Genomic DNA, 23,873 nt, shown 5'->3' on the forward strand with positions numbered 1-23,873 from the left:
CAATTGAAGTAACTCTCATACCAAATTCACATAGCTTTTAATTCACCCAACGCTCACTCGACCGGACCGTACACCGTGAACAGCTCTTTCGGTTCGTTCACGCCCCGCAGCATGTAGCGCCCGACCGAGATCAGTTCCTGCTGGCAGGACCCGGCCGCGCGGGCGACATCGTCCGAGATCAGGATCCGCTGCCCCAGCGACCTGTGCATTCCGGCGATACGCGCCGCCTGATTGACGGCCGGGCCGATCACCGTAAAATCCAAACGGGATTCCGAGCCGATATTGCCATAGAGAATCTCTCCGGAATGCAACGCCAGTGTGTAATTCGCCACGGGCAACCCTTCCTCGGCACGGCGCGCCTTCAAATCATCCATCCGCTTTTGCAACAAAGGCACGGCTGACAGCGCCGCACGGGCGTCTTCGTCAATCTCGCCGACATCGAACATCGCCATCAGCCCGTCGCCCATGAACTTCAGAATATTGCCGCCGCAGTCATGCACAACACTGACCGCCACGGCCAGATAGTCGTTCAGCATGTCGATAATCTCGGTTCCCGGCAGGTCCTCGGACAAGGTGGTGAAGCCTTCAAGGTCAAAGTTCCAGATTACCGCATCGATCTGCTGCAGGGACCCGCGCCGGATTTCGCCCGACAAGACCCGCTGACCCGCGTCGCGTCCCAGATAAACACGCAGCAGGTCCCGCGACATCATTTGATTTCTGGCGGATTTCAGCGCCAGCCCTAGATGCGGCAATATCGCGTGAAGATGTTCGATATCCCTGTCTTCGAACCCGGTTGGCGCGTCACTGGTCCAGGACATCAACACGCCATCACTGACCTTCTGCGCCCCGGTGTTCCGCATCTCGGTCTTTTCAAAGGGAATGCCGGTTGCGTAGTAGTCCGTCGCCCCCTCTTCCCGCAGGTCATTCAGCAACGGGAAGCGGCTGGGTTCGTTTTGATCGACCAGCCGAACGCGAATGTCCTCGATATCCTCTTCCAGCAGGGCGTATAAGGGGCTGCGCAGCCATTCTTCGCTGGGGGTGTCCGAGTTCTCGAACTTCTCGGATGTGCCGCCCTTGGCGCGATACCAGCTATACCCCATCCCGCCATAGACGGGGTGCAGTGTCGACTGGGCCGCATGAAAGCGCATAAGGGGCAGGCCCTGATCGATCAACCCATTGCAAAACCCTTCAAGCAGTTCTTCCTGTCCGGCCCCTTCAAGGCCCTTTGTGACAAGCCAGTCGATCAATTCGTATGTCGCTGGCGACAGGCGTTCAGAAATGGTCATATGAAAATCCGTGTTAGCTCTGTGCCACAGATGGGGTCGGTCATGCGATAGTACCAGAGGTCAATCCATTCCGGCCAGACGCCTGAGCATTTTACGCAACAGGGCGGTCTCGGCCGCATCGAAGGGGCCGGCCAGCCTGACATCGTATTCCCGGGCAACACCGCTGAGTTCGCGATATACCGTTTCGCCCATCGGCGTCAGCGTCAGCCATTCCACACGCCTGTCCTGTTCATCCCGCGTCCGTTTCAGATAACGCCGTGCTTCCAGTTTCCCAACGGCGCGGCTGATCTTGGTTTTATGCAGCTTGGCGCGATCCCCGATGTCCTTGGCGGTCAAAGTGCCAAACATTCCCAAGTGAAACAGAACCCGCCATTCGGTGCGCAGCATCCCATACCGACCCTTGTAGATCTTCTGAAAATCCAACGAGGCCTCCTCAGCCGCCTGATTCAACAGGAAGGGCAGGAAATTCTGCAGATCAAAGGCATCTTTTTTGCTGAAATCATCGTTTGTCATTCTTGTTAGTTACAAAATCAACTATTATCCGACAAGCAGCAAACGGAGGAACACGCGATGAATCGTCCGACTGATCCACACCGCCTGACCCAGGCCAGCACGCCGGTTGGCACCCATTCGGGCTATATGCCCGGCTTTGGAAACGACTTTGAGACCGAGGCACTGCCCGACGCGCTGCCCCAGGGCATGAACAGCCCGCAGCGCTGCAATTATGGCCTTTATGGCGAGCAGCTCAGCGGCACCGCCTTCACCGCCAACCCGCCCGAGCGGACGTGGTGCTACCGCATTCGGCCATCGGTCAAACACTCGCACCGGTACGAGAAGATTGACCTGCCGTACTGGAAATCGGCCCCCTGCATCGATCCTGATGTGATCAGCCTGGGCCAGTACCGCTGGGACCCGGTTCCGCATTCTGAACAGGGCCTGACCTGGTTGACCGGGATGCACACGATGACCACCGCCGGGGACGTGAACACTCAGGTCGGCATGGCCAGCCATATCTATCTGGTGACCGAGTCGATGGTGGATGAATATTTCTTCTCGGCTGATTCCGAGCTTTTGGTGGTGCCGCAGGAAGGCCGCCTGCGCTTTGCGACCGAATTGGGGATCATCGATCTGGAGCCCAAGGAAATCGCCATCCTGCCGCGCGGCCTGCTGTACCGGGTCGAGGTTCTGGAGGGCCCGGCACGCGGCTTTGTGTGCGAAAACTATGGGCAAAAGTTCGAACTACCGGGGCGCGGGCCAATCGGGGCCAACTGCATGGCCAATCCGCGCGACTTCAAAGCTCCGGTCGCTGCGTTTGAGGATCGTGAAACACCCTCGACCGTGACCATCAAATGGTGCGGGCAGTTCCATACAACTAAGATCGGCCACAGCCCGCTGGACGTGGTCGCGTGGCATGGCAATTACGCGCCCTACAAATACGATCTGCGTACCTACTGCCCGGTTGGTGCCATCCTGTTTGACCACCCGGACCCTTCGATCTTTACCATCCTGACTGCGCCATCAGGCCAGCCCGGTACGGCCAATATCGACTTTGTCCTGTTCCGCGAACGCTGGATGGTGGCCGAAGATACGTTTCGCCCGCCCTGGTACCACAAGAACATCATGTCAGAGCTTATGGGCAACATCTACGGCCAGTACGACGCCAAACCACAGGGCTTCGTCCCCGGCGGGATGAGCCTGCACAACATGATGATCCCGCACGGACCGGATCGCGAGGCATTCGACAAAGCCTCGAACGCCAATCTGGGGCCGGACAAGCTGGATCACACCATGTCCTTCATGTTCGAAACACGCTTCCCGCAGCATCTGACCGAGTTTGCAGCCAAAGAGGCCCCATTGCAGGATGATTACATCGACTGCTGGACCTCGCTGGAAAAGAAATTCGACGGAACGCCGGGCAAGAAGTAACCCGGTTTCGGGTCAGATATTTGGAGACAACATGCCATTGATGAAATCCTGGGTGACTTCGGCCAACGATCCGTCCCACCCGTTTCCGCTGAACAACCTGCCCTATGGGGTGTTTTCCGCCAGCGATGAGGAGCCCCGCTGCGGTGTTGCTATCGGCGATATGATCTTCGACATCACAACGGCCGAACACGAAGGGCTGATCGCGTTGAGCGATGAACCTCTGTTCGACCTGCCCTTTTGGAACCCTTTGATGGAACAAGGCCCCGCTGTCTGGACCGCGCTGCGCAACCGTCTGGTGGATTTGTTGTCCGAGGGTTCACAGGAACAGGGCGCCGTCGAACCGCTGCTGGTCGCGCAGGCCGACGCCGTACTGCATATGCCCTTCGCAGTCAGCGAATACACCGATTTCTACGCGGGCCGCCACCACGCCTTCAACGTCGGCACCATGTTCCGGGGGCCGGAAAACGCGCTGCCGCCCAACTGGCTGCACCTGCCCATCGGGTATAACGGCCGTGCTTCATCCGTGGTGGTCTCGGGCACAGACATACGTCGCCCGTGGGGCCAGTTGAAATCCCCCGATCAGGAGTTGCCCGCTTTTCTGCCCAGCCGCCGCTTTGATATCGAGCTCGAGATGGGCGCCATCGTCGGCACCCCGTCCGACGGCCCGATCTCGGTCCAGCAGGCGGATGACCATATCTTCGGCTACGTCCTGCTGAATGACTGGTCAGCCCGCGATATTCAGGCGTGGGAGTATCAGCCCCTCGGTCCCTTTCAGGCCAAGGCCACGGCCACCTCGATCAGCCCATGGATTGTCACCAAAGCCGCGCTGGAACCATTTCGATGCGACACGCCGGAGCGCGAGTTTGACCTGCTGGACCACCTGAAGGACTGCGGCCCGATGCTGTACGATCTGGATCTTGAGGTCACGCTTGCGCCCGAAGGTCAGACCGCAACCACCATCGCGCGGACCAATTACAAGGAAATGTACTATTCCGCCGCGCAACAACTGGCGCATCACACGACCTCGGGCTGCCCAATGAACACGGGCGATCTGCTGGGATCCGGCACGATCTCGGGCCCCGAAAAGGAAAATCGCGGCTCGCTGCTGGAGCTAAGCTGGGGCGGAAAAGAACCCATGACGCTGGACACCGGAGAAACCCGAACCTTTATCGAGGACGGTGACACGCTGACCCTGAAAGGCAGCGCCAAAGGGGACGGGTTCACAATCGGCTTCGGGGATTGCACCGGCACCGTCCTGCCCGCCCTGGAAACCCCGTATAAAACATGACGCTGCAGGCTTCATCTTTTCAAAAATACTCCCGCCGGAGGCGTCCGACATGCGCCACCGGCACCTCGGCGCGGGCCTTTGCGACACGACCCGGGGCATTCCGCCGCATTTGATCCAGATCGTTTTGCGCCACCAGAATCGATGAGACGATGCCCCCAATACCCGCCAGCAACAGTCACGGCGCGGGTCATCGACAGATCAGGATTGGGGGTTGCCCATGAACAAGATATTCGACTTTCCGCTTTATGCCTATGAGCGCAGTTCGGACCAGGATTTCGCTGTTCCGACCCGTCACAAGGTTATCGTGATCGGGGCGGGTCCGGTCGGGTTGGCCGCCGCCATCGATCTGGCGCAACATGGCGTCGAAGTTGTGGTTCTGGACGAAAACGACAAGGTCAGTTTCGGCAGCCGCGCCATCTGTTTCTCGCAGCGCACCCTGGATATCGCCAACCGGCTGGGATGTGCGCGCCCGATTTTGGACAAGGGCGTGCAATGGGATCAGGGCAAGGTCTTCTTTGACACGCGCGAGGTTTATACCTTCGACGTCCAACCCGAAAAAGGCGCGGCCAACCCCGCCTTTATCAACCTGCAGCAATATTATCTGGAAGAGTTCCTTGTGGCGCGCGTGCGCGACCTGCAGGCCAGCGGCGCGCCGATCGACCTGCGGGGCGGCAACAAGGTCGAGGCCATTGGCACCCATGACGATCACGTCCGGCTGGAAGTCGCAACGCCCGAAGGCCCCTATGTTGTCGAGGCCGACTGGCTGATTGCCTGCGACGGGGCCAAATCTCCGACCCGGCAGATGCTGGGCATCGATTTCGACGGGCGCGTGTTCGAGGATAACTTCCTGATCGCCGATGTGATCATGGAGGCTGATTTCCCGTCCGAGCGTTGGTTCTGGTTTGACCCACCGTTCAACCGGGGCCAATCCGCACTGTTGCACAAGCAGCCAGACAATGTCTGGCGGATCGATCTGCAATTGGGCAACGACATTGATCCCGAAACAGAAAAACGCCCCGAAAACGTGATCCCACGCCTGAAGGCGATGTTGGGGGATGACGTTGAATTTCAGCTTGAATGGGTCTCGATCTACACGTTCCAGTGCCGCCGGATGGAGAGTTTCCGCAAAGATCGGGTTCTGTTTGCCGGTGACAGCGCGCATCAAGTCAGCCCGTTTGGCGCGATGGGCGCCAATTCCGGCATTCAGGATATCGACAACCTGTGCTGGAAACTGAAACTTGTGATGGACGGCAAGGCCCCCGAAACCCTGCTGGACAGCTATGTTGGTGAACGGGCGCAGGGCGCTGATGAAAACCTGCGCAAATCCAGCCAGTCCACGGAATTCATCACGCCCAAGTCCGACATGTCCCGCCTGTTGCGCGATGCCGTGCTGGACCTGAGCGAGGTCTATGACTTCGCACGCCCGCTGGTGAATTCAGGCCGATTGAGCCAGCCGTGCACTTATGACGGGTCCGCGTTGAACTCGGCCGATGCGTTGGATGGGCCAGCGCTTACCCGTCCGGGCTCGGCCTGCCCGGATGTGCCGTTGGGCGATGAGTTCTTGCTGCCAAAACTAACCGACGGATTCACCCTGCTGACGATTGATGCCGAAGCGCCCGAGACACTCGAAGTAGACGGGATCGAGGTCACGCGTCTGGCACTGTCGGTCAAAGACGATCCGTCGCTGGCGCTGAAACGCGCCTTTCTGGGCAATGCGACCGGCGCGGTTTATCTGATCCGCCCCGATCAGCACATCGCTGCGCGCCGCGACAGTTTCGAAGAAAACGCATTCCGGCAGGCCATTCGCCGCGCCTGTGGTAAGGAGTAAGCAAGATGACGGATGTAACCCTGACCCCAAACCTTGACGACCCGGATGCCTTCTATGCGGACCTTCTGGCCGCCCATGAGGGTCTGGACAAGGCAGATAGCGACGCGCTGAATGCGCGGCTGGTGTTGGTCTTGGCCAATCATATCGGTGATGGCACAGTGTTGTCGCAGGCAATCCGGGCGGCAACGCTCAAAGGGTCCTGACAAGCCGCTTATTGGGGGATCCGCGTGACTGGCACTGTTCTTTATGACTACTGGCGGTCCTCGGCCAGCTACCGCGTGCGGATCGCCCTGAACCTCGCCGGGATAGCCTACCGCGCCGTTTCGGTTGATCTGACCAGCGCCGAGCAGCGCTCGGACACCCATCTGGCCCGCAACCCGCAAGGGCTTGTACCTGTGCTCGAGATTGATGGCGCACGTCTGACCCAGTCACTGGCCATTATCGAGTATCTGGATCAGACCCGTGGGCTGCGCCTCTTGCCTGACGACCCGGCCGAGCGTGCCAAGGCGCAAGCATTGGCGCACAGCATTGCCATCGATATTCATCCGGTCTGCAACCTGTCCGTGGCACAGTATGCCACGCAACTCAGCGGCGGCATCGAGGGTATGCCGGGCGATTGGATGAAACGATTTATCCGGCCTGGTCTGCTGGCGTTTGAGGCTCTGCTGGGCGGGTTCCAGCAAGCCCCTTATTGCACCGGATCCCGGCCCGGGCTGGCCGATCTGTGCCTGATCCCACAGCTATACAACGCGCGCCGCTGGCAGGTGGATCTGTCGGATATGCCACGCCTACTGGATGTCGAGGCCGCCTGCGCAACCCTTCCGGCTTTTCAGGCCGCGCACCCGGACCATCACCAGCCCGAAACCTAGCGCACATATTCTGTGTGCGCGTAAGGGTATCAATCCTCTCGGCGCGCTCATACCTTGACGCAATCCGTCAAGAACGAGGTCCCAATGTCCGAGATCACCGGCTATCACGCGCATGTCTATTTCGACGCGCAGACGCAAGACACCGCCCAGCGTATCTGCGAAGAGGCCGCGCGCCTGTTCCCCGTGCAGATGGGCCGAATGCACGCCCGCAATGTCGGCCCGCACCCCCGCTGGAGTTGCCAGTTGGGCTTTGCCGCCGACGCGTTCGATAAGGTCATCCCGTGGCTGATGCTCAACCGGCAGGGCCTGACCGTATTCACCCATCCCGAAACCGGAGATCACCTGGCCGATCACCGCGACCATGCGTTGTGGATGGGAGAGCTATTGGAACTGGATCTGTCGATTTTCGACAAAGCCTAGCCCAACGCGCGCGCCTGATCCCGCAATACGAATTTCTGGATCTTGCCGGTGGATGTCTTGGGCAATGCGCCGAACACGACCGTTTTGGGCGCTTTGAAATGGGCCATGTTGTCCCGGCAGAACGCAATCAACTCGGCCTCGGTCGCGGATGTGTCGGGTTTGAGTTCCACAAAGGCACACGGCGTTTCGCCCCATTTGTCATCGGGGCGGGCCACCACGGCGGCCTCCATCACCGCCGGATGCTTGTACAGGATGCCTTCCACTTCGACGGACGAGATATTTTCGCCCCCCGAAATGATGATATCCTTGGACCGGTCCTTGATCGCGATATAGCCATCCGGATGCATCACACCCAAATCGCCTGAGGCAAACCATCCGCCGTTGAAGGCCGCGTCGGTGGCGTCGGGATTTTTCAGATATCCCTTCATCACCACATTGCCCTGCATGAATATCTCACCCATCGTCTCGCCATCAGAAGGCACCGGCTGCAAGGTATCGGGGTCAGCAACCATCAGCCCGGACAGCGCGGTATAGCGCACCCCCTGCCGCACTTTCAGGACCGCGCGACCCTCGGGGCTTTTGTCATTCCATTCCTCTTTCCACGCACAGACGACCGAGGGGCCGTAGGTTTCAGTCAGACCGTAGACATGAGTCACCTCGACGCCCATCGCCTCCATCGCTTCGATCACGGCGGCGGGCGGCGGGGCACCTGCGGTCATCACCTTGATCTGGTGGTCGAAGTCTTTCAGATGATCCGGCGCGTGGGCCAGCATGTTCAGCACAATCGGCGCGCCGCAGAAATGGGTTACTTTCTCGTCGCGGAATGCGGCATAAATCGGCTCGGCCCGGACCGCGCGCAAGCAGACCGAAACACCTGCATTGGCGGCCATCGCCCAGGGGAAGCACCAGCCGTTGCAGTGAAACATTGGCAAGGTCCAAAGATAGACCGAATGCTTGGGCATATCCCAGTCCAGCAGGTCCGACTGCGCGTTCAGCGCCGCCCCCCGGTGATGGTAGACGACGCCTTTCGGGTTGCCCGTCGTGCCCGAGGTGTAGTTCAGCGTTATCGCGTCCCATTCATCGGCTGGCAGAGACCAGTCGAATTCCGGGTCACCCTCGGATAGCAGAGTGTCATAGGTCAGATCGCCCAGACGCTCACCGCCCTCGAAACTCGGGTCTTCGATGTCCACGACCAGTAGATCGTGATCGACCCGCTGCAACGCCTCTTTGACCACGGCCGAGAATTCAGGATCGACCAGCAGCACCTTCGCCTCGGCATGGTTTAGGATGAAGGCGATGATGGCCGCATCCAGCCGCGTATTGATCGCGTTCAGAACCGCGCCAGCCATGGGGATTGCAAAATGCGCCTCGTAAAGCTCGGGGATATTGGCCGCGATGATCGACACGGTATCCCCGCGTCCGATCCCCCGCGCGGACAGCGCACCCGCCAGCCGGCGGCAGCGTGAATAGGTTTCGGCCCATGTATAGCGACGTTCGCCATACACGACCGAGGGGTAATCGGGGTAAACCTGAGCGGTGCGTTCGATAAAGCTCAGCGGTGACAAGGGTGTGTAATTCGCTCGGCACTTGTCCAGATGATCGTCATATATGCTGGCTGACATCGGCTATCTCCCCATAAACCGTTTGGGCGACTTGATCACAAAGTCGCCATCCTGACAAATCCGTAAAACTACGACACCGATCCCGTCTGGCAATAAGGTATGATATGATCTGGCCCTATCTCAAACTGGCCATTCGCGGTGTTCTGGATTATCTCAAACACCCGACCGGGCGTGGCAGGTCCATGACCCGCGCGAAGCACTTCATTGAAAGGACTTGTCATGGACGGCACGTTCAACGAAAACGATCTTTCCCACGTGGTCGAAGCCGACCGCGCCCACGTCTGGCACCACCTGATCCAGCACAAACCCTTTGAAACCAACGATCCGCGTATCATTGTCGAAGGCAAAGGCATGCGCGTCTGGGACCAGAAGGGCAAAGAGCATCTGGACGCCGTGTCCGGCGGTGTCTGGACCGTCAATGTTGGCTATGGCCGCGAATCGATCTGCAAGGCCGTGTACGAGCAGATGATGAAGCTGTGCTATTTCGCCAATACCGCAGGTTCGATCCCCGGCGCGACCTTCGCCGAGATGCTGATTGACAAGATGCCAGGCATGAGCCGCGTCTACTACACCAACTCGGGCGCGGAAGCGAACGAGAAGGCGTTCAAGATCATCCGTCAGATCGCGCACAAGCGTTATGGCGGCAAGAAAACCAAGATCCTGTACCGCGAGCGTGACTATCACGGCTCGACCCTGGCGACCATGTCGGCGGGCGGTCAGATCGAGCGTAACGCACAATACGGCCCCTTCGCGCCCGATTTCGTGCAGGTTCCGCATTGCATGGAATACCGCAAGCACGAGCTGGACGGCGCGCCGGTTGAGAACTTCGGCGAATGGGCCGCAAACCAGATCGAAGAGGTCATCCTGCGCGAAGGCCCCGACACCGTGGGCGCCCTGTGCCTTGAGCCTGTGACAGCAGGCGGCGGCGTGATCGAAGCGCCCGAGGGCTACTGGCCGCGCGTGCAGGAAATCTGCGAGAAGTACAACGTGCTGCTGCACATCGACGAAGTTGTCTGCGGCCTGGGCCGGACCGGCACCTGGTTCGGGTATCAGCAATACGGCATCAAGCCGGATCTGGTAACCATGGCCAAAGGTGTGGCTTCGGGCTATGCGGCAATTGCCTGCATGGTGACCACCGAAGAGATCTTCAACATGTTCAAAGAAGATCCGTCCGATCACATGGGCTACTTCCGCGACATCTCGACCTTTGGTGGCTGCACCGCCGGTCCGACCGCCGCGATCGAGAACATGCGGATCATTCAGGATGAAAACCTGCTGCAGAACTGCGCCGATATGGGCGACCGTATGCTGGGCAACCTGCAGGCGCTGATGGAAAAGCACAAAGTCATCGGCGACGTGCGCGGCAAGGGCCTGTTCCTGGGTGCCGAACTGGTGTCCGACCGGGCAAGCAAAGACCCCGTGGACGAGAAACTGGTTCAGGCCGTCGTGGCCGACTGTATGAACCAGGGCGTGATCATCGGCGCAACCAACCGCTCGCTGCCGGGCAAGAACAACACCCTGTGCTTCTCGCCCGCACTGATCGCGACGCCGGACGACATCGACCAGATCACCGACGCGGTTGATGGTGCACTGGGACGTGTGTTCGGGTAAGATACCGCTGCAAAGCAACTATGAAAACCGGCGCCTACTGCGCCGGTTTTTTTGTTTTGATGGCCGATATGCGGACAAAGTGAGCTTTCGCTGTGGCTACGCCAATGTTTACTATACGCTTTTTAAGCGCTTAAGCCTCAGCTCGGATGGATCAACCGCGCACCGTCAACATAGACCTGTTTCCATTTTATGATCGAATACGATTTCCTGAGACCAGTCGGCCAGAACGGGTCATCATGCACCAGTTGATCGACTTCGTCCTCTGTGCCTGCTTCCACAATCCATAAACCGTCGCGCCCTTGACCTTCGGCGTCGGACAAAGGGCCAGCAGCCTCGATCTTGTCTGCGTTCTGCTCAAGGAAATCGAGGTGCTTAACCATGTGCGTTTTGCGGATATCAGGATCAGCGTCTGGTGCGTCTTCAAACAGGATGATGAACTTCAATTGTTTTCTCCTACAGATTTGTGAAATCATAGTTGCCACATCGAAATCGAAGATTGAGTCAGTAATACTGGAGATTTACTCTGCAAAAATGCAGAGTCATGATTGGAATGATCTAAAGTATCTTTTGGCGCTTCATCGCGAAGGAAAACTGACCGAAGCAGGGCGGACGGTTGGCGTCAGCGATACAACGGTAGCACGCCGAATAAAAACGCTTGAAGAGGCTTTGGCTACGACCCTTTTCTTGCGTAGCGCAAATGGGCGGTTCGAACCGACGGACGCTGCGTTGCGCATTCTGTCACACGCCGAGAAAATCGAGACGAGTCACGCTGCGATAAGCGCAATTTCAGGCGAAAGCACAAACAAGGTTACCGGTTCCGTACGTCTGAGCGCGGTGCCTGTTATCGTGAACCGTTTTCTGGTACCTCATCTTCCTCTTTTGACCCGCCTCCATCCAGACCTCAGCGTCGAGCTTGTTCCGCGTGCGGACAATCTGAACTTGTCCAAGCGTGAGGCCGATCTATCAGTTCGCTTTGCACGTCCATCTGATGGGGGTCTACGCACCAAAGCGCAAAAGCTGGGCGAGATTTCATTCGTTGCCTGTGCTGCAAGTTTTGTCTCACCGGAGCAATGTGCGAAATTGGGTTGGATCACCTACGACGAGGCACATTCTCGCCTGCCGCAGGCGCGTTGGCTTGAAAGGACCGCGAGGTCAGAACACCTGCGTGCGGGTTTGCGAGTAATGGACGTTGAGACGGCGATTCAGGCCGTAGCGGCGGGAATTGGAAAAACGCTACTTCCAAGAGCAATCGTATTGTCCGATTCAAGATTTCGAGTAATCGAGCCAAAAAACTGCGCCAAGCTTCCGAGAAGGGAAGTTTGGATGTTGTCGCATGCGGATCAGACATCAAGAGCGTCGTTTACAGCAGCCAAAGAGTGGTTGATTGGTCTGAACTGGCAATGACGCACGGTTCAAAAGCGGCCATTCATGCAAGGCGAAGCATGTGTCACGTTGGGCTCGAAACCGACATCCCTCCTACCTAAAACAAAAAAGCCGCCCCAAATGGGACGGCCCTTTTTTCACTGTCTCTTTTCAGAGGATCAGGCAGCCAGAGCGGCCTGTGCTTTGGCAACGATCGCGCCGAACGCTTCCGGTTCGTGCACGGCCAGGTCGGCCAGAACTTTGCGGTCCACTTCGATACCGGCCAGGTTCAGGCCGTTGATGAAGCGGGAATAGGTCAGAGCCTCGTCATGCGAACGCACAGCAGCGTTGATACGCTGGATCCACAGCGCGCGGAAGTTGCGCTTGCGGTTCTTGCGGTCGCGGGTTGCGTACTGGTTGGCCTTGTCGACGGCCTGACGGGCAACCTTGAAGGTGCTCTTGCGGCGGCCATAGTAACCTTTGGCGGCCTTGATGACCTTCTTGTGACGGGCGTGGGTTACGGTTCCACCTTTAACGCGGGACATCTCTTAATCTCCTCTTAGCGGTCGTAGGGCATGTAGCCCTTGACGATCTTGGCGTCGGGGGCGGACAGGGTGGTGTTGCCACGGGCGTCGCGGATGAATTTCTTGGTCCGCTTGATCATGCCGTGCCGTTTGCCGGCCTGGCCAGCAAGGACCTTACCGGTCGCAGTCACCTTGAAGCGCTTCTTGGCGCTCGATTTGGTCTTCATCTTAGGCATTTCCGTCTCCTTTTTCGGGTTCGGTTTCAGACGCGACTCGGCATGCCATCTCGGCCGGTCACGCGATCAGAAGCGCCGTTTACGCAAGTTCGGTCATACTGGCAAGGGGGTTCGGCCCAGAATCTGCGATTTTCGCAGGCTGGCGACGTACCGGGGCGACAAAGGCCGCCCCGGTCTTTGGGTCAGTGTTCGAATTTGCGGATCTCGCCGCTTTTCAAACGTTCCGCGTAGGACGCCAGTTCCTGACGCACCACTTTCATCAGGAAGTACAGCGCAAAGACGTTCACAACCGCCATGGCAAAGATCGCCGCATCCGAGAAGTCGATGACCGGGCCAAGATTGGCCGCCGCACCGATCACCACGAAGATGCAGAAGATGATCTTGAACACCAGTTCCTTGGTGTGGCCTTCGCCGAACAGATAGGTCCAGGCCTTGAGGCCGTAATAGGACCAGCTGATCATGGTCGAGAAGGCAAACAGCACCACAGCAATCGCCAGGATGAACGGGAACCAGCTGAACGCGCTGCCGAAGGCCGCCGAAGTCAGGCTGACGCCCGAGTTGCCGTCGACGGTTGCGATGGCATTGCCTGCCTCGTTCAGCATGTAGTTTCCGGTTGCCGGATCAACGATCAGCTGCTGGGTGATGATGATCACCAGCGCCGTCATGGTACAGATCACAACGGTATCGATGAAAGGCTCAAGCAGCGACACGAAGCCTTCGGTGATCGGTTCCTTGGTCCGCACAGCCGAGTGTGCAATCGCAGCCGAACCAACGCCCGCTTCGTTCGAGAACGCCGCACGGCGGAAGCCCTGAATCAGCGCGCCAACCATGCCGCCGGCAACACCGAGGCCGGTAAAGGCGCCAGCAAAGATCTGGCCAAAGGCCCAGCCGATCTGATCCGCGTGCATGATGATGATGACCAGTGCGGCCAGCACATACATGACACCCATGAAGGGAACGACCTTTTCGGTCACGCGCGCGATGGATTTCAGGCCGCCCACGATCACCGCAAAAACGATGGCCGCAAAGACCAAACCGGTGATCCAGCCCGGATAGTCCCCGACGATGCCTGCAATCTGCTGATGCGCCTGATTGGCCTGGAACATGTTGCCCCCGCCCAGCGCGCCAAGGATACAGAAGATCGAGAACAAAACCGCCAGAATCTTACCACCCGGCAGGCCCAGTTCGGCAAAGCCCTTGGACATATAGTACATCGGGCCACCCGAAACGGTGCCGTCTTCGTATTCGTTGCGGTATTTTACACCCAGCGTACATTCGGTGAATTTCGACGCCATGCCCAAAAGGCCCGCGACGATCATCCAGAAGGTCGCGCCCGGTCCGCCGATCCCAATGGCAACGGCCACACCGGCAATGTTGCCCAGACCGACCGTGCCCGACAGGGCTGTGGCCAGAGCCTGAAAGTGGCTGACCTCACCCGCATCGTTTGGGTCGGAATAGTCGCCTTTGACCAGGCTGATTGAGTGTCCGAAGAACCGAAACTGAACAAAGGCAAAATAAAGCGTGAACACGGTCGCCGCGACCACCAGCCAGCCGACGATCCACGGGAACCCGGTTCCCGGGAACGGCGCGAAGATAAAGCTGACAAACGGCCCGGTCGCATCGGCGAAGGCCTGATTGATCTTGTCGTCCAGGCCCGGAGCCTCTTGGGCCGTTGCCGCACCTGCCACCAGCATCGATACGACAAGAAGACTGAGATATTTGAAGGTTTTCATTTTCTACCCCCTTAGTTCACAACGGTGACTGGCACGTCGGCATGCATCACCAGATTCTGCGTGGCGCTGCCAAACAGCCGCTTCTTGATGCCGTCAGCCGAAGCGCGGCCAACCACAATCTGCGATCCGCCGTTTTCGACAGTGATCTTGTTCAGCGTCTCGGCCACGTCTCCGTGCCGCACGACGCCATGCGCCTGGAATCCGGCCGCATTCAACGCGTCCACAGCAGGGGTCACGATGCGGGTTGTTGCCAGCTCGACCTCTTCCTCGCGCCGTTTGTGGCGTTGTGCGTTTTCTTCAGGGGTTTGGAATGTGTACGGGGACCATTCGATCACATAAGCGACCAAAAGCTCGCACGTATTCAGCCGTTCCGCCAGGTCTTTGGCGAAGGCCAATGCGCGCTCTCCGGTTTCTGTCCCGTCCAGTCCTATGACAATTTTCGCTGTCATCTCGTTCCTCCGTTTTCGTTGTTATCCGGGGCCCGTGCCCCCGGCAGAGCAGCCGGAACTTGGAACTTGTGAATTTGACTGCCCTCAGGGTCTTTATCCGAAATTTCCATCAGAAAATGAATTCTATTCTGCAAAATTCGCCCCAAGCGGTCAAATTTCGCTTAAAAATCAGCGATATTCGCGTGGTGAAACAAGCCCGCCCGGCATGATGCGGGGCGGGTTGAGGGGCTGATTTGTATCGGGCTTATTCGGGATCGGTGCTGTAGATCAGCCGTTCGTCACATGGTGCAACCCGCAGAATGTTTGTCGTTCCGGGGACGTTAAAGGGCACACCGGCGGTTACGACGATCTGGTCGCTTTCCGTTGCAAACCCGCCGGCCCGTGCGGCGCGTGCGGCGTTGACCACGGCCCCCTTGAACCGTTGCAACTCGGGCGTCATCACGCAGTTGCAGCCCCAGCTCAGGCACAGCCTGCGCGCCGTGCCCATTTGGGATGTCATGGCAATGATCGGCACACCGGGTCGCTCGCGCGCGGTCAATGAGGCTGTGGTGCCACTTTGGGTAAAGCAGCAGATCGCCTTGATGTCCGTTTTCTCGGCGATTTCGCGGGCAGCTGCGACAATGCCATCCGCAACGGTCGTGCCCTTGGCCGTGCGCGAGGCGGCAATGATCTGCACATAGGTCGGGTCGGCCTCGACCTCGATGGCGACCTTGTTCATGGTCTGAACCGCTTCGATCGGATACGAGCCTGCGGCGGATTCCGCGCTCAGCATGATTGCGTCCGTCCCCTCATAGATCGCGGTCGCCACATCCGAAACCTCGGCGCGGGTGGGCATCGGGCTTTCGATCATGCTTTCCAGCATCTGAGTGGCGACGATGACCGGCTTGGCAGCGCCGCGGCACTTGCGCACCAGACGTTTCTGGATCGGAGGCACCGCCGAGACCGGCAGTTCCACGCCCAGATCGCCACGCGCGACCATGATCCCGTCCGAGGCATCCAGAATATCGTCAAAGGCCTGCACGGCGGCGGGCTTTTCGATCTTCGACAGGATCGCGGCGCGGCCATCCGCCAGCGCGCGCGCCTCGAACACATCCTTGGCGCGCTGAACAAAGCTCAGCGCCAGCCAATCGACGCCCAGCTGGCAGACAAATTCCAGATCGTCGCGATCCTTGGCCGACAAAGCGGCCAGCGGCAACACAACGTCAGGCACGTTCACACCTTTGCGGTTCGAGATGTTGCCACCAATCTCAACCGTGCAATTGGCATAGTCCTGCCCACAATCATTGACGATCAGGCGAATCTTTCCGTCATTGACCAGCAGCCGCGCACCGGGTTCGAGGGCGGCAAAAATTTCGGGGTGCGGCAGGCAGACACGGGCCGCATCCCCGGCCTGTGGGTCAAGGTCCAGTCGGAACGCGGCACCCTCTTCCAGTTCCTCAGCGTCGTTGGCAAATACGCCGACGCGCAGTTTGGGGCCCTGCAAGTCGGCCAGAATCGCAATCGGGCTGTCCAGATCCTTTTCCACCTGACGGATAATGCGATGCCGTTCGCGGATCTCGTCATGGCTGCCGTGGCTCATGTTCAGGCGAAACACATCCGCCCCGGCCTCGTGCAGGGCACGAATGGTATCATAGTCGTTGGACGCCGGTCCCAGCGTCGCCACAATTTTCACATTTCTAAGGCGTCGCATTGGTCTTGCTCTCCTCAATCCCACGGTGTTAGGGCAATGTTACCGCAAACATTGCCTTGGCTGCTTATTGCGCAATTCCCTTTCCGAAGCAACTGCCATACACCTGCGGCAAACTTGATGACAGGCTTATGACGTACACTCCGTTCTTTATCCACGGCGAGGATCGCCCGTCCCGCTGGCTGATCACCTGCGACCACGCAACCAATACCGTTCCGCCCGATGTGGGTGACGGCGACCTCGGCCTGCCGCGTGAAGATATGGAGCGTCACATCGCCTATGATGTCGGTGCCTATGAGGTATCGAAACATCTGGGCGAAATCCTGAATGCGCCGGTGATCGCCGCCAATTTCTCGCGCCTGGTGATCGATCCGAACCGGGGTGAGGATGACCCGACCCTGCTGATGAAGCTGTACGACGGCACGATCATTCCCGGCAACCGCCACGCCGATGCGGCCGAGCGCGAGCGTCGCCTGAACATGTGTTACCGCCCATATCACGAGGCACTTGGGAGGTTGGCCGCCCTGCCCCATGCGGTTGTCGTGTCGATGCATTCCTTCACCCGCCAACTGCGTGGCCGCGACCCACGGCCCTGGCATATTGGCGTGCTGCACACCCCGGACGAGCGATTCGCGGGTCCTTTGATTGACCGGTTAAGGGCCGAGGACGACCTGTGCGTCGGCGTGAACGAGCCCTATACCGGGGTCCTGCCCGGTGACGCGATAGACAAGCATTGCACAACCCATGGCCGCCCCAACGCCCTGATCGAGCTGCGCAATGATCTGATCGCAGATCACGCCGGGCAACGGGAATGGGCCGAGCGGCTGGCAGTTGTCCTGACGGACGCGCTGGAGGAAAGCGACCTTTAGCCTCAGATCCTCAACGGGTATTCCACTCCTGATCCTGCCTCCCCATATAATGAAGGAAAGGAGGCAGGCATGACTCAAGAGTTCCTGACAAGCTTCTTTGGCTGGATGGCGGTGCTGAATATCGCCATTCTGTTGTTCACCACCATGATGATCGTCCTGATGCAGGACTGGATCGCCTGTATTCACGGTCGGATGTTCCAGATGGACCGCGCGGATGTGAAACAGGCGTATTTCCGGTATCTCGCCAATTACAAGATCCTCACCCTGATCTTCTGCATCATCCCGTGGCTGGCCCTGAAACTGGTCTGACATCCTGTTTATTGAAACATCCCCACCGGACCGCTAGGTCAGGTGTGACACGCACCAGAACCACCCGGAGCCAGACTTATGGACAAGCAAACCGAAATCGAACTTCAGGCCGCCGCCTTCCGCCGGTTGCAGCAGCACCTGATGGAAGACCGCACGGACGTACAAAACATCGACATGATGAACCTGGCCGGGTTCTGCCGAAATTGCCTGTCGCGCTGGTATCAGGAAGCGGCCAATGAAAAGGGCATCGAGATGAGCAAGGACGAAGCGCGCCAGATTTTCTATGGCATGACCATGGATGAGTGGAAGGCCAACTACCAGACCGAGGCCAGCCCCGAAAAACAGGCCGCCTTCAAGGTCGCCTTTGAGGAAAACGTCACCAAGAAAGGCTGACGCCCCCGAAACGAATAAGGCCCGCCGGATTGGCGGGCCTTTTCTTTAGATCGCCGCTTTACGGCTTTCGTCCAGATAAATCTCGCGCAGACGCTTGGCGACCGGGCCGGGCGTCCCGTCGCCCAGAGTGACGCCGTCAATCTCGATCACCGGCATGACAAAGGCGCTGGCCGAGGTGGTGAAGGCTTCGTCCGCCTCTTTGGCCTCGTCGATGGTGAACAGACGCTCTTCGATTTCCATCTGCGCCTCAGCCGCCATACGCAGCACGGCCTTGCGGGTGATGCCGTGCAGGATGTCGTTCGACAGCGGGCGGGTGACAATCTTGCCGTTCTTGACGAAAAAGGCGTTGTTGCTGGTGCCTTCGGTCACATAGCCATCCTCGATCAGCCATGCATCGTCGCAGCCCGCTTTCTTGGCCATCATCTTGCCCATCGACGGGTAGAGCAGCTGCACGGTCTTGATGTCACGACGACCCCAGCGCAGGTCATCAATCGAGATGATCTTGGCACCTTTCTTGGCCGCCGGGCTATCCGCCAGACCCGGCTTGTTCTGCGTGAACAGAACGAGGCTGGGTTTGGTATCCGCCGACGGGAACACAAAATCACGGTCGCCATCCGAACCCCGGCTGACCTGCAGGTAAACCAGACCTTCCTCGATGCCGTTCAATTCAACCAGCTTGCGGTGAATTTCCAGCAGCTCTTCCTTGGAGCACGGCTCGGCCATCTCCAGCTCATCCAAGGACCGCTTGAGGCGCACGGCGTGGCCCTCGAAATCGATCAGCTTGCCGTCCAGAATGCTGGTCACTTCGTAAACGGCGTCCGCAAACAGATAACCACGGTCAAAGATCGAAACCTTGGCTTCGGTCTCGGGCAGGTATTCGCCATTCACGTAAACGGTGCGAGTCATGTATCTCTCCTTAGCCCCAAAGTGCCGCCATGGGCGGGTGCACTCCGGCATCATCAAATGTCAGCGGTGTCGCGCGGTCTTCGGCCAACAACAGCGGGCCGTCAAGGTCCGTTACCATCGCGCCCTGCGCCAACAAGGTCGCAGGGGCCATCGCCAGTGAACTGCCAACCATGCAGCCAACCATCGCGCGATAACCCTCGGCCAGCGCCGCTTCCCGCAGGGCCAGCGCCTCGGTCAGACCGCCGGTCTTGTCGAGCTTGATGTTGACCACATCATACTTGCCCTTCAGCTTGGGCAGGCTGGTCCGGTCATGGCAGGATTCATCGGCACAGACAGGCACCGGGCGCTCCATGCCGATCAGCGCGTCGTCGTCACCGGCGGGCAGAGGCTGCTCGACCAGCGCCACACCCAGACGCACCAGATGCGGTGCCAGATCGGCGTAAACCTCGGCAGACCAGCCTTCATTCGCATCCACGATGATCTTGGCATCCGGCGCGCCCGCGCGCACGGCTTCCAGCCGGGGCATGTCGTCCGGGGTGCCCAGCTTGATCTTCAACAACGGGCGATGCGCATTCTCGGCCGCCTGCTTCTGCATCGCCTCGGGCGTGTCCAGCGACAGGGTATAAGCGGTGATTTCAGCCCCCGGCACCGGCAATCCGGCCAGATCCCAGGCGCGTTTGCCCGCTCGCTTGGCCTCAAGATCCCACAGCGCGCAATCCACCGCGTTCCGGGCCGCACCCGCAGGCAGCAGATCCATCAGCGCCTGACGCGTGAACTCCGCAGGCAACCCGGCGATCTCGGCCTCAACGGACTCGAGCGTCTCGTCATAGCGCGCATAGGGCACACATTCGCCCCAGCCTTCATGCGCCCCATCCGACAGCCGTACCGTCAGCACCTTTGCCTCGGTCCGCGACCCGCGCGAGATGGTGAACACCTGCGCCAGCCGGAAAACATCACGAGAGACGTCAATCTGCACGCGCACGCTCCTTCTTCTCGTTCAAAATACGGCCGCCGGAGGCGGATCAACACCCGCCTCCGGCGCGCCGTTCAGATCACAGCGCGGCCAGCGCGTCCACCAGTTTACCGGCACCAAAACGGTACGGGTCGGTCGCGGGCAGGCCCATCTCGGCCTCAACCTTGGCGATATAGGCCTTCGCTTCATCCTCGCTCAGGTGCTGGGTGTTGATCGACACGCCGACCACCTGACAGTCCGGGTTTGCAACCCGTGCCAGCGGCAATGCGGTATCGCGCAGCTGCGGCAGCGTCGGCAAGGAATACTCGGGCAGACCACGCATATGCGTCCGGGTGGGTTCATGGCACAGGATCAGGGCATCCGGCTGACCACCGTGGATCAGCGCCATGGTGACGCCGGAATACGAGACATGGAACAAGGACCCCTGCCCTTCGATGTGATCCCAGTGATCCTCATCATTCTCGGGCGTCAGATATTCCACCGAGCCTGCCATGAAGTCTGCAACGACGGCGTCCAGAGGCACGCCCTGACCAGTGATCAGAATACCGGTCTGACCAGTGGCGCGGAATGTCGACTTCATGCCACGGTTGCGCATTTCGGCGTCCATGGACATGGCGGTGTACATCTTACCGGCGGAACAGTCGGTTCCGACGGCAAGGCAACGCTTGCCGCTGCGCTTTTTGCCATTTGCGATCGGGTATCCAACGGTCGGTACACGAACGTCGTGCAATGTGCCGCCGTGGGTCTGCGCCGCCGCGACCAGATCGCCCTCGTCCCGCAGCAGGTTGTGCAGACCCGACGCCAGATCGTAACCCATTTCCAGCGCAGCGATCAGAACCTCTTTCCAGGCCTGGCTGATCACGCCGCCACGGTTCGCAACACCAATAACCAGGGTCTTGGCACCGGCGGCCTTGCCTTCTTCCAGCGTCATGTCGGTCATGCCCAGGTCGGCCTTGCAGCCGTCCATCCGCAATTGGCCAACGGCGTTCTCGGGACGCCAGTCCCGGATTCCGATTGCAACTTTGGCGGCCAGTTGGTCGGGCGCATCGCCCAAAAACAGCAGGTACGGTGTCTCGATCATTGCGGTCACTCCTTTGATTCCGACGCAAAGTAGACAAGCGCCAATACGAGCGCTTCGCGTTTTCACCGACTAACCCCGCACAGCACGCGAGGTTTATGCGCAATGTTTGCTAGGCACGCAAAAATATTCGAAGTTTTCAAACTGATTAAACTTTAATCACCCTTACTTCGCAGTCGAAACTGCGATTTCTGCACGCGCATTGCCGCAGGCGCACAATCCCGCTTGCGCTGATCTACGTAATTTAATACCTCAATCGAGAGAAAAATCGCAATTTCCTTACCCACAAGAGGCCCCGATGAGTTTCCGCATTCAACCCGCCGCCCCGGCCCGCCCCAATCGCTGCCAATTGTTCGGCCCCGGATCGAACACCAAGCTGTTCCCCAAGATGGCAGCATCGGCCGCAGACGTGATCAATCTGGACCTCGAGGACTCGGTTGCCCCATCTGACAAGGACGCCGCCCGCGCAAATGTCATCGAAGCGTTGAACACCATCGACTGGGGTGGTAAGTATATGTCGGTGCGGATCAACGGGCTGGACACACCCTATTGGTACCGCGATGTCGTTGACGTTCTGGAACAGGCGGGCGACCGGCTGGACCAGATCATGATCCCCAAGGTCGGTTGCGCGGCAGATGTCTACGCCGTGGACGCGCTGGTTACTGCTATCGAGCGCGCCAAGGGCCGGACCAAGCCGATCTCGTTCGAAGTGATTATCGAATCCGCTGCAGGTATCGCCCATGTCGAAGAAATCGCCGCGTCCTCGCCCCGTATGCAAGCCATGAGCCTTGGTGCTGCGGATTTTGCAGCCTCGATGGGGATGCAGACCACTGGCATCGGCGGAACGCAGGAAAACTATTACATGCTGCGCGAGGGTGAAAAGCACTGGTCCGATCCGTGGCACTGGGCGCAGGCCGCCATCGTCGCCGCCTGCCGCACGCACGGCGTTCTGCCGGTAGACGGGCCGTTCGGCGATTTCTCGGATGACGAAGGCTATATCGCGCAGGCCAAACGCTCGGCCACGCTGGGTATGGTTGGCAAATGGGCGATCCACCCCAAACAGATCGCTTTGGCCAATCAGGTCTTCACCCCGTCGGATGAAGCCGTCTCGGAAGCGCGCGAGATTCTGGCCGCGATGGAACAGGCCAAGGCCAATGGCGAAGGGGCCACAGTTTACAAAGGCCGTCTTGTCGACATCGCTTCAATCAAACAGGCCGAAGTCATCGTGGCACAGGCCGAGCTGATCGCGGCCAACGGCTGACCAGACTGAAAAAGGCGCCAGATCTGGCGCCTTTTTTTACCGGCCAAACACGTTGTTTGGCGTCCAGGTGAACCGATCACCCTGCTTGCCCCACTTCATCATCAGGCAGGATGTGCCGTATTTCTGGAAATACTTGATCTTCAGCGGATACCACCCGGCTTGTGGGACCTCGACCGCTGTTCTTTGGTTGGCCTCACAGCCCTGACGCCCGTTGACGTAACCGATCTGTTGCCCGCCAACCCAGGCGTCGATGCCGTCATTCGACCAGGTTTCCAGTTCATACACACCCGGTGAGTCGAACCGGATGTAGCCCGATACTTCAGCCGCCACGTTATAGGCTTCGTTGAACGTCAGAACCGGATCGCCTTCGGAGGTATCGCGATAGTCCAATCCCCGCAAAGGTTGACCGGGCTTTGCCTTCTTCAGCAAAAAGTCCACTTTGGACAGGTTCTGGATTTTGCGCGGCGGGTTCCCCTCCCACGCGTATTTGACGTCCAGCCCTGCCTTTGGACTGGGCTGAGGGCTTGCAGGCTGCAGTTTCAGCGGCGCCGCCAGAGCAGCCCCGGCGATCAAAACGGCGGCTGCCGCAATCGCACCTGTACGAAAGAGTTTCATCATCATCTCCCTGTGTGCGCCGCGTTTGTTTGGTATTTTGGTCTACGGCATCATTAACGTCACACTAGGATGTGAATTTTTACCCTGCAAGAGCGTGAATCTTCACAATGTGGCCGCTCAGGCCCGCAAATCCTTGGGCGACCCCATAACCACATAGGACGTGATCGAGGTGACATGGGGCAGCGTTCCCAGCACATCGGTATGGAAGGTCTTATAGGATGGAAGGTCGGCGCATTCGACGCGCAGCAGGTATTCGATCGTGCCGGTGATGTTGTGGCATTCGACCACTTCGGGCGCGCGCTGCAAGGCCCGTTCAAACCCTTCCTGCGCGGCCTTGGTATGTTCGCCCAGCCCAACGCCGATATAGGCCACAAACCCCTTGCCCAGCGCGACGGGGTCCAAAACGGCGCGGTAACCGGTGATCACTCCTGCCCTTTCCAATTCCTGCACCCGGCGCAGACAGGCAGAGGGGGACAGGCCCACGCGATCCGCCAGTTCCAGATTGCTGATCCGCCCATCTGCGGTCAGCTCACGCAATATATCGCGGTTTATCTGATCCATCTTCGTCATTAATTGTGAAAATAAACAAGAAGCGCACCAAAACGCAATTTCATTTGCCACTTTTGGC

The 23,873-nt window shown here is 59.0% G+C and carries 26 protein-coding genes; 12 read left to right on the forward strand and 14 right to left on the reverse strand.

The features are described from left to right. Positions 1-53 precede the first annotated feature (53 nt). Together ACR0KJ_RS13590 and ACR0KJ_RS13595 are read right to left on the reverse strand one after the other, a co-directional pair. Positions 54-1,286, reverse strand: a complete 1,233-nt coding sequence (locus tag ACR0KJ_RS13590; RefSeq protein WP_480626921.1) for an adenylate/guanylate cyclase domain-containing protein — start codon at positions 1,284-1,286, stop codon at positions 54-56. A gap of 60 nt (positions 1,287-1,346) precedes the next feature. Continuing rightward, the gene (locus tag ACR0KJ_RS13595; protein WP_480626922.1) at positions 1,347-1,799 is read right to left on the reverse strand and encodes a MarR family winged helix-turn-helix transcriptional regulator; all 453 of its coding nucleotides are present in this window, start codon (positions 1,797-1,799) and stop codon (positions 1,347-1,349) included. A 57-nt stretch (positions 1,800-1,856) separates the two neighbouring features. On the opposite strand from ACR0KJ_RS13595, the gene hmgA reads away from it, so the two are divergent. The 6 genes from hmgA (at position 1,857) to ACR0KJ_RS13625 (ending at position 7,617) form a co-directional block, all read left to right on the forward strand. Next, entirely contained in the window at positions 1,857-3,212 is a 1,356-nt protein-coding gene (gene hmgA / locus ACR0KJ_RS13600; protein ID WP_170624302.1) for a homogentisate 1,2-dioxygenase, read from the forward strand. A 31-nt stretch (positions 3,213-3,243) separates the two neighbouring features. Next, complete coding sequence (fahA, locus tag ACR0KJ_RS13605; RefSeq protein ID WP_480626923.1) at positions 3,244-4,500, forward strand: fumarylacetoacetase; 1,257 nt, start codon at positions 3,244-3,246, stop codon at positions 4,498-4,500. 217 nt (positions 4,501-4,717) lie between these two features. Continuing rightward, positions 4,718-6,328, forward strand: coding sequence for an FAD-dependent oxidoreductase (locus ACR0KJ_RS13610; protein WP_480626924.1), 1,611 nt, complete (start codon positions 4,718-4,720; stop codon positions 6,326-6,328). A gap of 5 nt (positions 6,329-6,333) precedes the next feature. Then, the gene (locus tag ACR0KJ_RS13615) at positions 6,334-6,531 is read left to right on the forward strand and encodes a DUF2783 domain-containing protein (RefSeq protein WP_480626925.1); all 198 of its coding nucleotides are present in this window, start codon (positions 6,334-6,336) and stop codon (positions 6,529-6,531) included. A 24-nt stretch (positions 6,532-6,555) separates the two neighbouring features. Next, positions 6,556-7,197: a maleylacetoacetate isomerase gene (gene maiA / locus ACR0KJ_RS13620; RefSeq protein WP_480626926.1), complete on the forward strand. Its 642-nt coding sequence runs from the start codon at positions 6,556-6,558 to the stop codon at positions 7,195-7,197. Positions 7,198-7,281: 84 nt separating this feature from the next. Next, positions 7,282-7,617 (forward strand): DOPA 4,5-dioxygenase family protein, encoded by a 336-nt coding sequence (locus tag ACR0KJ_RS13625; protein ID WP_170520132.1) that lies wholly within the window; start codon positions 7,282-7,284, stop codon positions 7,615-7,617. Here ACR0KJ_RS13625 and ACR0KJ_RS13630 read toward each other — a convergent pair. Next, entirely contained in the window at positions 7,614-9,239 is a 1,626-nt protein-coding gene (locus ACR0KJ_RS13630) for an acyl-CoA synthetase (protein WP_480626927.1), read from the reverse strand. The genes ACR0KJ_RS13625 and ACR0KJ_RS13630 overlap by 4 nt on opposite strands. Before the next feature lie 219 nt (positions 9,240-9,458). On the opposite strand from ACR0KJ_RS13630, the gene ACR0KJ_RS13635 reads away from it, so the two are divergent. Next, the gene (locus tag ACR0KJ_RS13635) at positions 9,459-10,850 is read left to right on the forward strand and encodes an aminotransferase class III-fold pyridoxal phosphate-dependent enzyme (protein ID WP_170455041.1); all 1,392 of its coding nucleotides are present in this window, start codon (positions 9,459-9,461) and stop codon (positions 10,848-10,850) included. Positions 10,851-10,987: 137 nt separating this feature from the next. On the opposite strand, the gene ACR0KJ_RS13640 is transcribed toward ACR0KJ_RS13635, so the two are convergent. Beyond that, positions 10,988-11,293, reverse strand: a complete 306-nt coding sequence (locus ACR0KJ_RS13640) for a YciI family protein (protein WP_170454790.1) — start codon at positions 11,291-11,293, stop codon at positions 10,988-10,990. Between ACR0KJ_RS13640 and ACR0KJ_RS13645 the strand changes: the two genes are divergently transcribed. Next, positions 11,283-12,254, forward strand: coding sequence for a LysR family transcriptional regulator (locus ACR0KJ_RS13645; protein WP_480626928.1), 972 nt, complete (start codon positions 11,283-11,285; stop codon positions 12,252-12,254). The two genes, ACR0KJ_RS13640 and ACR0KJ_RS13645, sit on opposite strands and share 11 nt — an antisense overlap. A 137-nt stretch (positions 12,255-12,391) precedes the next feature. Here the strand turns inward: ACR0KJ_RS13645 and rplT are convergent, their stop codons facing one another. The 5 genes from rplT to pyk form a co-directional block, all read right to left on the reverse strand. Beyond that, the gene (gene rplT / locus ACR0KJ_RS13650; protein WP_008756009.1) at positions 12,392-12,757 is read right to left on the reverse strand and encodes a 50S ribosomal protein L20; all 366 of its coding nucleotides are present in this window, start codon (positions 12,755-12,757) and stop codon (positions 12,392-12,394) included. A 14-nt stretch (positions 12,758-12,771) separates the two neighbouring features. Beyond that, positions 12,772-12,972, reverse strand: coding sequence for a 50S ribosomal protein L35 (rpmI, locus tag ACR0KJ_RS13655; RefSeq protein WP_010443552.1), 201 nt, complete (start codon positions 12,970-12,972; stop codon positions 12,772-12,774). 182 nt (positions 12,973-13,154) lie between these two features. Beyond that, positions 13,155-14,705, reverse strand: coding sequence for an alanine/glycine:cation symporter family protein (locus ACR0KJ_RS13660; RefSeq protein ID WP_170520119.1), 1,551 nt, complete (start codon positions 14,703-14,705; stop codon positions 13,155-13,157). An 11-nt stretch (positions 14,706-14,716) separates the two neighbouring features. Beyond that, the gene (locus ACR0KJ_RS13665) at positions 14,717-15,154 is read right to left on the reverse strand and encodes a universal stress protein (RefSeq protein WP_170454796.1); all 438 of its coding nucleotides are present in this window, start codon (positions 15,152-15,154) and stop codon (positions 14,717-14,719) included. 244 nt (positions 15,155-15,398) lie between these two features. Next, positions 15,399-16,844: a pyruvate kinase gene (gene pyk, locus ACR0KJ_RS13670; protein ID WP_480626929.1), complete on the reverse strand. Its 1,446-nt coding sequence runs from the start codon at positions 16,842-16,844 to the stop codon at positions 15,399-15,401. Between the two features lie 128 nt (positions 16,845-16,972). Between pyk and ACR0KJ_RS13675 the strand changes: the two genes are divergently transcribed. From ACR0KJ_RS13675 to ACR0KJ_RS13685, 3 genes are all read left to right on the forward strand, one after another. Further along, the gene (locus tag ACR0KJ_RS13675; protein ID WP_170520113.1) at positions 16,973-17,710 is read left to right on the forward strand and encodes an N-formylglutamate amidohydrolase; all 738 of its coding nucleotides are present in this window, start codon (positions 16,973-16,975) and stop codon (positions 17,708-17,710) included. Positions 17,711-17,779: 69 nt separating this feature from the next. Next, the gene (locus tag ACR0KJ_RS13680; RefSeq protein ID WP_170520108.1) at positions 17,780-18,019 is read left to right on the forward strand and encodes a DUF6868 family protein; all 240 of its coding nucleotides are present in this window, start codon (positions 17,780-17,782) and stop codon (positions 18,017-18,019) included. 78 nt (positions 18,020-18,097) lie between these two features. After that, complete coding sequence (locus ACR0KJ_RS13685; protein WP_170520105.1) at positions 18,098-18,412, forward strand: DUF1244 domain-containing protein; 315 nt, start codon at positions 18,098-18,100, stop codon at positions 18,410-18,412. 45 nt (positions 18,413-18,457) lie between these two features. Here the strand turns inward: ACR0KJ_RS13685 and ACR0KJ_RS13690 are convergent, their stop codons facing one another. The 3 genes from ACR0KJ_RS13690 to dgcN form a co-directional block, all read right to left on the reverse strand. Continuing rightward, positions 18,458-19,318: a D-amino-acid transaminase gene (locus tag ACR0KJ_RS13690; RefSeq protein ID WP_170520102.1), complete on the reverse strand. Its 861-nt coding sequence runs from the start codon at positions 19,316-19,318 to the stop codon at positions 18,458-18,460. A 10-nt stretch (positions 19,319-19,328) separates the two neighbouring features. Then, positions 19,329-20,294 carry an N-acetyl-D-Glu racemase DgcA gene (gene dgcA / locus ACR0KJ_RS13695; RefSeq protein WP_170520099.1) on the reverse strand — a complete coding sequence of 322 codons (966 nt, stop codon included), beginning with the start codon at positions 20,292-20,294 and terminating at the stop codon, positions 19,329-19,331. 76 nt (positions 20,295-20,370) lie between these two features. Continuing rightward, positions 20,371-21,372: an N-acetyltransferase DgcN gene (gene dgcN, locus ACR0KJ_RS13700; RefSeq protein ID WP_170520096.1), complete on the reverse strand. Its 1,002-nt coding sequence runs from the start codon at positions 21,370-21,372 to the stop codon at positions 20,371-20,373. A gap of 295 nt (positions 21,373-21,667) precedes the next feature. On the opposite strand from dgcN, the gene ACR0KJ_RS13705 reads away from it, so the two are divergent. Beyond that, complete coding sequence (locus ACR0KJ_RS13705; RefSeq protein ID WP_170454812.1) at positions 21,668-22,630, forward strand: L-malyl-CoA/beta-methylmalyl-CoA lyase; 963 nt, start codon at positions 21,668-21,670, stop codon at positions 22,628-22,630. 36 nt (positions 22,631-22,666) lie between these two features. On the opposite strand, the gene ACR0KJ_RS13710 is transcribed toward ACR0KJ_RS13705, so the two are convergent. Together ACR0KJ_RS13710 and ACR0KJ_RS13715 are read right to left on the reverse strand one after the other, a co-directional pair. Continuing rightward, positions 22,667-23,245, reverse strand: a complete 579-nt coding sequence (locus ACR0KJ_RS13710) for a PA14 domain-containing protein (RefSeq protein WP_170454814.1) — start codon at positions 23,243-23,245, stop codon at positions 22,667-22,669. A gap of 117 nt (positions 23,246-23,362) precedes the next feature. Next, a complete protein-coding gene (locus tag ACR0KJ_RS13715; protein ID WP_170454816.1) occupies positions 23,363-23,815 on the reverse strand; it encodes an Lrp/AsnC family transcriptional regulator in 453 nt (150 codons plus the stop codon). Positions 23,816-23,873: the final 58 nt, after the last annotated feature.

The sequence above is a fragment of the Ruegeria sp. AD6 genome, assembly GCF_056542325.1.

Coding starts and splice junctions, on each gene's coding strand:
- ACR0KJ_RS13685 (WP_170520105.1), top strand. CDS start 18,098: ATGGACAAGCAAACCGAAATCGAACTTCAGGCCGCCGCCTTCCGCCGG.
- ACR0KJ_RS13595 (WP_480626922.1), bottom strand. CDS start 1,799: ATGACAAACGATGATTTCAGCAAAAAAGATGCCTTTGATCTGCAGAAT.
- ACR0KJ_RS13675 (WP_170520113.1), top strand. CDS start 16,973: ATGACGTACACTCCGTTCTTTATCCACGGCGAGGATCGCCCGTCCCGC.
- ACR0KJ_RS13630 (WP_480626927.1), bottom strand. CDS start 9,239: ATGTCAGCCAGCATATATGACGATCATCTGGACAAGTGCCGAGCGAAT.
- ACR0KJ_RS13590 (WP_480626921.1), bottom strand. CDS start 1,286: ATGACCATTTCTGAACGCCTGTCGCCAGCGACATACGAATTGATCGAC.
- ACR0KJ_RS13680 (WP_170520108.1), top strand. CDS start 17,780: ATGACTCAAGAGTTCCTGACAAGCTTCTTTGGCTGGATGGCGGTGCTG.
- ACR0KJ_RS13610 (WP_480626924.1), top strand. CDS start 4,718: ATGAACAAGATATTCGACTTTCCGCTTTATGCCTATGAGCGCAGTTCG.
- ACR0KJ_RS13645 (WP_480626928.1), top strand. CDS start 11,283: ATGAACTTCAATTGTTTTCTCCTACAGATTTGTGAAATCATAGTTGCC.
- rplT (WP_008756009.1), bottom strand. CDS start 12,757: ATGTCCCGCGTTAAAGGTGGAACCGTAACCCACGCCCGTCACAAGAAG.
- ACR0KJ_RS13715 (WP_170454816.1), bottom strand. CDS start 23,815: ATGACGAAGATGGATCAGATAAACCGCGATATATTGCGTGAGCTGACC.
- ACR0KJ_RS13665 (WP_170454796.1), bottom strand. CDS start 15,154: ATGACAGCGAAAATTGTCATAGGACTGGACGGGACAGAAACCGGAGAG.
- ACR0KJ_RS13615 (WP_480626925.1), top strand. CDS start 6,334: ATGACGGATGTAACCCTGACCCCAAACCTTGACGACCCGGATGCCTTC.
- ACR0KJ_RS13625 (WP_170520132.1), top strand. CDS start 7,282: ATGTCCGAGATCACCGGCTATCACGCGCATGTCTATTTCGACGCGCAG.
- pyk (WP_480626929.1), bottom strand. CDS start 16,844: ATGCGACGCCTTAGAAATGTGAAAATTGTGGCGACGCTGGGACCGGCG.
- ACR0KJ_RS13710 (WP_170454814.1), bottom strand. CDS start 23,245: ATGAAACTCTTTCGTACAGGTGCGATTGCGGCAGCCGCCGTTTTGATC.
- ACR0KJ_RS13635 (WP_170455041.1), top strand. CDS start 9,459: ATGGACGGCACGTTCAACGAAAACGATCTTTCCCACGTGGTCGAAGCC.
- dgcN (WP_170520096.1), bottom strand. CDS start 21,372: ATGATCGAGACACCGTACCTGCTGTTTTTGGGCGATGCGCCCGACCAA.
- rpmI (WP_010443552.1), bottom strand. CDS start 12,972: ATGCCTAAGATGAAGACCAAATCGAGCGCCAAGAAGCGCTTCAAGGTG.
- ACR0KJ_RS13705 (WP_170454812.1), top strand. CDS start 21,668: ATGAGTTTCCGCATTCAACCCGCCGCCCCGGCCCGCCCCAATCGCTGC.
- ACR0KJ_RS13660 (WP_170520119.1), bottom strand. CDS start 14,705: ATGAAAACCTTCAAATATCTCAGTCTTCTTGTCGTATCGATGCTGGTG.
- hmgA (WP_170624302.1), top strand. CDS start 1,857: ATGAATCGTCCGACTGATCCACACCGCCTGACCCAGGCCAGCACGCCG.
- ACR0KJ_RS13690 (WP_170520102.1), bottom strand. CDS start 19,318: ATGACTCGCACCGTTTACGTGAATGGCGAATACCTGCCCGAGACCGAA.
- fahA (WP_480626923.1), top strand. CDS start 3,244: ATGCCATTGATGAAATCCTGGGTGACTTCGGCCAACGATCCGTCCCAC.